Here is a 6,000-nt window from a genome sequence, read left to right as displayed (position 1 = left end):
GCCCTGAATGCCTTGCTTGGCAAGGCGTTCAGCGAGCGCAGCGAGGACTTTTCCGCCGCGCAGCGGCGGGAAAGTAACGGCATTTTTGCAGGCTGTCGGAAAAGTCCTTGGACTTTTTCGACAGCCTGAGGCGGGGAACTGGTTCCCCGCCTCCTCTTTGTGTTCAGAAAGGGGGATCAGAACAGGCCGGTGATCTTCCCGTTCTCATCCACGTCGATCTTCTCCGCGGCCGGGACCTTGGGCAGGCCGGGCATGACTTCCCCACGGGTCAGGCCCCGTGGGGGCCCCTTGGGATCAAAATGCTCGGGCGAAATGAATTCGCCCTGCGCCAAGGTTTTGCTGCGCAAAACGCTTGTACGCCGCACCTGCGGCGAAAGCATGCCCATGCCCGGCTCAGAACAGTCCGGTAATCCGGCCGTTCTCGTCCACATCGATCTTCTCCGCGGCCGGGACCTTGGGCAGGCCGGGCATGGTCATGATGTCGCCGGTGAGGGCCACCAGGAAGCCCGCCCCCGCGGACACCTTCACATTTCGGACGGTGACCGTGAAGCCCTGGGGCGCGCCCAGCAGGCCGGGGTCGTCGGAGAAGGAGTACTGGGTCTTGGCCATGCAGATGGGCAGGCCCCCGAAGCCCAGGTCGGTGAGCTGCTTCACCTGCTTCTTGGCGGCGGGGGTGAGGACCACTCCGTCCCCGTGGTAGATCTTCTTCACGATGGCCTCCAGCTTCTCCTCAATGGGGAGCTGAGTGTCGTAGGCGTACTGGAAGCGGTTCTCCTCCTCACACAGGCGGACCACCTCTTCGGCCAGGGCCTTGCCGCCCTCGCCGCCCTTGGCCCACACCTCGCTGAGGGCCACATTGACCCCCAGCTCCCGGCACTTGGCCTCCACCAGGTCCAGCTCGGCCTTGGTGTCGGTGGGGAAGGCGTTGACGGCCACCACACAGGGCAGGCCGTACACATTTTTGATGTTGCCCACATGCTGGAGCAGGTTGGGCAGGCCCTTCTCCAGGGCCTCCAGATTCTCCTGGTTCAGCTCCGCCTTGGGCACGCCGCCGTGGTACTTCAAGGCGCGCACCGTGGCCACCACCACCACCGCCGCGGGGGTCAGGCCGGCCATGCGGCACTTGATGTCCAAAAACTTCTCCGCCCCCAGGTCGGCGGCAAAGCCGGCCTCGGTGACCACATAGTCCCCCAGCTTCAGGGCCATGCGGGTGGCCATGATGGAGTTGCAGCCGTGGGCGATGTTGGCGAAGGGGCCGCCGTGGATAAAGGCGGGGGTCCCCTCCAGGGTCTGGACCAGATTGGGCTTCAGAGCGTCCTTCAGCAGGGCGGTCATGGCACCCTCCGCCTTCAGGTCGTGGGCGGTCACCGGCTTGCCGTCGTAGGTGTAGGCCACGATGATGCTGCCCAGCTTCTGCTTCAGGTCCATCAGACTGGTGGCCAGGCACAGCACCGCCATGATCTCGCTGGCCACCGTGATGTCAAAGCCGTCCTCCCGGGGCACGCCCTGCATCCGGCCGCCCAGGCCGTCCACAATGTGGCGCAGCTGCCGGTCGTTCATGTCCACCACCCGCTTCCAGGTGATCTGCTTGACGTCGATGCCCAGGGCGTTGCCCTGCTGAATGTGGTTGTCCAGCATAGCGGCCAGCAGGTTGTTGGCCGCGCCGATGGCGTGGAAGTCGCCGGTGAAGTGGAGGTTGATGTCCTCCATGGGGACCACCTGGGCATACCCGCCGCCGGCGGCTCCCCCCTTGATGCCGAACACCGGGCCCAGAGAGGGCTCCCGCAGGGCGGCGATGGACTTCTTGCCGATCTTCCGCAGGCCGTCGGCCAGCCCCACAGAGGTGGTGGTCTTGCCCTCGCCGGCGGGGGTGGGGGTGATGGCGGTCACCAGGATCAGTTTGCCGTCCTCCGCCTGTACCTCATTTAAAAGCTTGTAGTCCACCTTGGCCTTGTACCGGCCGTAGCACTCCAGGTACTCCTCCGGCACGCCTGCCGTCTCTGCGATCTCCTGGATGGGCTTCATTTGGGTGCTCTGCGCGATTTCGATGTCAGTCAACATGTCCAAATTCCTCCTTCGTCATAGAAAGCGGTGAGCCCTGCATAAAAAAAGGGCGCACCCTCAGTTCGGTGCGCCCAGACGGTCGGCATTGAGGCGGCTTTGGCGCCCGCTATACTTCATGTGGTTTCCATCCACTTCCGTCAGTCGTATAGCTCCTGTTCCCCACGGGAAAGTATTTGTAGTGTATCACAGCTTTTTTCATCCGTCAAGTCGTACTTCACATGTCCACCCGCCGTCTGAGGGCCAAAGGCCTGGTCCGGGAACCTGTCTCTTGTGGAGCGGAGCTGCGAGCTCAGCGGTCCGTCTCCCACTCCAGAATCGTTCCAGTGGAGGCGTCGATGGTGAAATCGTATTCGGTCTGACCGCTGCGCAGCTCCCCCTCATAGACCATGCGGCCGTCGTCCCGTTCCAGCTTGAACTCCCGGTAAGTGCCGGTAGTACCGGCCCGCTGTTCCACAATTTGCTTGGCCCGCGCCTCGCCGATGTAGGAGCCGGAGGAGTCGGCGGCCGTGTAGCGCTCCGCGTCAAAGTCGTAGCTCAGAATCTCTCCGGTGGCGGCGTCAATCTCGTAGTCGTACTCCTTGCTGCCGCTGTAAAACTCAACCTCATAGGTCCGGCGGCCGTCGTCGTAGTCCAGCTTGGCGTGGAGAAACACTGCGTTGGAAGCGGACACCCCGGCATGGTTCAGGGCGATGGTCTTGGCCTTCCCCGCGCCGATGTCGGCGCTGGACTGCGTGCCGCCGGAGGAACCGGGGACATACCCTTCAATGTCAAAGTCGTAGCTGACGATGGCCCCGGACCGGGCGTCGATCTCGTAGTCGTACTCCTTGTTTCCGCTCCAGAAATCCACATCGTACACGGCCCGGCCGTCGTCGTACTCAAATTGGCTCCGGACGAAGGTAGCCTGAGCGGCGGAGATACCGGCGTGGTTCAGGGCAATCTCCCTGGCTTTGGCCTCGCCGAGATAGGAGCCGGCGTTGGCCGCGCCGCCGCTTGTTCCGGTGGACTGGGACTCAGAGCTGGTAGTGAGAATAACGGTCTTGGTGCTGTTGTCCCAGGACACGTTCAACCCCAGGGCCTTTCCGATAGAGGCCACAGGCAGATACGTGGTGCCGTTGATGGTGAAGGGCTCCACCTCGTTACCGTAAGCGTCCCGCAGATCGACTGTCTGTCCATTCAGGGTGACCTTCATGTTCGCGTAGCCCAGATGGGCGATTCGGGAGCCGGAAGCCGCCAGAGTGGGGAGGGTCAAAGCGCTCACCAGCAGAGTGAGAGCCGCGCCGCCGGCGATCCAGGTTTTCCAATTCTTTTTCATATCCAATTCCTCCTGTCGTTTTGTGGCAGTTGTTTTGTGCGTTCAATTATGTAATGCGGCGGCAGGGAATTTTATTGCGCTCCAAGAAAAATTTTTCAGAAATTTTTTTGAATCCGCGGGACAGCGATGCGGCAGAGCAAAATTGTCAGAATTCGTACGCATACGTCCGGCTCTTGCATCAAGCCGCCCGGCAAAAGGAGGAAGCCCCCCCTATTGCGCGCGCATCCAGATGAAAAACGGGAGAGGCGCGCTGGCGCGGCGTCTCTCCCAGGAAAAACCTATTGTTTCTTTTGCGCTGCCCGCGCAACTCAGGGCAGTTCAGCGCTCTGGGAAACGGCCCTGCTTACCAGGGGAACCAGCCGTCGTCCTCCCGGGCGGCCAGCACGTCCAGCGCGCCGTCCAGCAGCCCGGCCGCATCGGCCCGGGTGAGGGTATCGCCCAGGGCGGCGGAGTTGGTCTCCTCCTCCCGCAGCACGCCGGAGGCGGCCAGGTTGGCGGCGGCCTGGCTGGCCCAGTGGGCCCCGGTCCCCTCAGAGGCAAAGACCTCCAGAGGCACGTCGGCCACGTCCAGCAGGTTGTTGAGCATCACGGTGGCCTCCCCCTGGGTGATGGCTTCCTCCGCCCCAAAGACGGGGGCGCCGCTGCCGTCTCTGGAGCCCTGGATCACCCCCGCCGACAGGGCGGAGGAGACGCAGCCCTTGGCCCAGGTGGGGATGGCCTCGTCATCGGAGAAGCCAGTGACCGTCACATCCTCCATGGGCTCCAGACCGGCGGCAGCCATGGCCAGGGAGAGGAACTCCGCCCGGGAGACCGCCTGGTCCGGGTCAAAGAAAAACTGCCCGTTCCGGTACTCGCCCACGAAAATGTCCTCCTCCGCCAGACGGAGGGCCGCCTTGTGGGCGGGGCTGCCGTCCAGGTCGGCGTAGTCCACCTTGGTGTCCGGTTTGTCGATCCGGATGGTCACCCTGGCCTCGGGAGAGGTGTTCCCGGCGGAGTCGATGGCCACATAGGTGAAGGAGTCCTTGCCCGTCTTGTTCTCATAGGGGGTGTAGACGAACCGGGCGGAGCCGTCCTCGGAGAGCTCCACACTGCCCCGGGCGGGGGTGTCGGTGAGTTGGAAGGTGAGGGTGTCCCCCTCCCCGTCCACCGCGTCAAAGTAGCCGGTGATGGCAACGTTCCGGTAGGTGGACAGATCCATGTTCCGGGCGATGGGGGCCTCATTGGCGGCGGTGAGCAGGTAGAGGGTGACGGTGGTGTCCTCCGGCTGGGCGGAGGAGGACGAGAAGGCGGGGGTGAAGGTGAAGCTGGTGGTGGTGACGGTGGGGGCGGGGCTGGACTGGAAGGCCAGCCCGGACAGGGCGGTGGCGTCGATCACCGTGCCCACGGTCAGCGCCTGCCCGCCCATGGTGAGGGAGCCCGCCCCGGGGTCGGGGAGGGAGACCAGGGTGATGTGGGACAGCACGGCGTCTGCGCCGGACTCCACCGCAAAGTCCTGGGGGGAGAAGGCGATGGTGTCCCCCACCAGGCCGTTTTTGGTGAAGTCGGCCACGGCGGGGACCTCCTCCTTCTTGTCCCAGAAGAAGGCGGAGGCGGACAGGGGCAGGGCGCAGACCAGCAAGAGGGTCAGCACGGCGGCCAGTCCGCGCCGGAAAAGAGGAAACTGTTTCAAGGGGATGACCTCCTTATTGAATGGATGTGCCCCTAGTATCTGCCTGGATGGGGAAATGATACAGGAAAAGAAAGGGGGGCGTTTCCGGCGGGGCGAAACAGGGAAGGCTGGGGGCGGAAAAAGAGGCGTTTTCCCCGCCGCGCTGCTCCTTGTATCCGGGGAAAAATCGTGATATAATAAGACGGTTTCCGAGTTTTCCCATACAAAATGGACCATACTACCGATTGAGAGGCTGCTGTTATGACTTACAAGGAAGAATTTATTACCTTTATGGTGCGCTCCGGCGTGCTGACCTTCGGGGACTTCACCACCAAGTCCGGGCGGAAGACCCCCTACTTCGTGAACACCGGCAACTACAAGACCGGCGCCCAGGCCGCCAAGCTGGGCGACTACTACGCCGCCTGCATCCAGGAGCACATGCCTGACGGCATCACCTGCCTGTTCGGCCCCGCCTACAAGGGCATCCCCTTGGCGGTGTCCGCCGCCGCCTCCCTGTACCGGAACTACAACCGGGACCTGCCCTACTGCTTCAACCGCAAGGAGGTCAAGGACCACGGCGAGGGGGGCTCCATGGTGGGCTATAAGCCCCAGGACGGAGACGATGTGGCCATCATCGAGGACGTGGTCACCGCCGGCACCGCCGTGCGGGAGTCCATCGAGCTCTTCAAGCACGTGGCCGACGTGAACATGAAGGCCCTCTTTGTCAGCGTGGACCGGATGGAGCGGGGCACCCGGGAGTGCTCCACCCTGGACGAGCTGCGCCAGGACTACGGCATCCAGGTATTCCCCATCGTCACCGTTCGGGAGGTCATCTCCTTCCTCCACAACAACCCCATCGACGGCAAGGTGTATATCGACGACGACATGAAGGCCAAGATGGAGGCCTATCTGGAGGAGTACGGAGCCAAGGGCTGAGCCATAAAATCCCCCGTCCCTCTCGGAGAGCGGAGGGGGG

Annotated in this window: 5 protein-coding genes; 1 reads left to right on the top strand and 4 read right to left on the bottom strand. The window is 63.3% G+C overall.

Features of this window, described 5'->3' with window-relative positions; all coding sequences use genetic code 11:
* Nucleotides 1-176: 176 nt before the first annotated feature.
* The 4 genes from B5F19_RS17170 to B5F19_RS18205 form a co-directional block, all read right to left on the bottom strand.
* Complete coding sequence (locus B5F19_RS17170; protein ID WP_162612565.1) at nucleotides 177-386, bottom strand: formate--tetrahydrofolate ligase; 210 nt, start codon at nucleotides 384-386, stop codon at nucleotides 177-179.
* Nucleotides 387-393: 7 nt separating this feature from the next.
* Complete coding sequence (locus B5F19_RS10160) at nucleotides 394-2,061, bottom strand: formate--tetrahydrofolate ligase (RefSeq protein WP_087290165.1); 1,668 nt, start codon at nucleotides 2,059-2,061, stop codon at nucleotides 394-396.
* A 292-nt stretch (nucleotides 2,062-2,353) separates the two neighbouring features.
* On the bottom strand, nucleotides 2,354-3,376 hold the full coding sequence (locus B5F19_RS10155) for a PepSY domain-containing protein (RefSeq protein WP_087290163.1): 1,023 nt from the start codon (nucleotides 3,374-3,376) through the stop codon (nucleotides 2,354-2,356).
* A 343-nt stretch (nucleotides 3,377-3,719) separates the two neighbouring features.
* A complete protein-coding gene (locus tag B5F19_RS18205) occupies nucleotides 3,720-5,045 on the bottom strand; it encodes an Ig-like domain-containing protein (protein WP_087290161.1) in 1,326 nt (441 codons plus the stop codon).
* A gap of 240 nt (nucleotides 5,046-5,285) precedes the next feature.
* Between B5F19_RS18205 and pyrE the strand changes: the two genes are divergently transcribed.
* Nucleotides 5,286-5,960, top strand: a complete 675-nt coding sequence (gene pyrE / locus B5F19_RS10145) for an orotate phosphoribosyltransferase (RefSeq protein ID WP_087290159.1) — start codon at nucleotides 5,286-5,288, stop codon at nucleotides 5,958-5,960.
* Nucleotides 5,961-6,000: the final 40 nt, after the last annotated feature.

Origin of the sequence: Pseudoflavonifractor sp. An184 (assembly GCF_002160305.1) — a bacterium.
In the GTDB taxonomy this organism is placed as follows: Bacteria; Bacillota; Clostridia; order Oscillospirales; family Oscillospiraceae; genus Lawsonibacter; species Lawsonibacter pullicola.
This window is presented reverse-complemented; position numbering and strand designations above follow the sequence as displayed.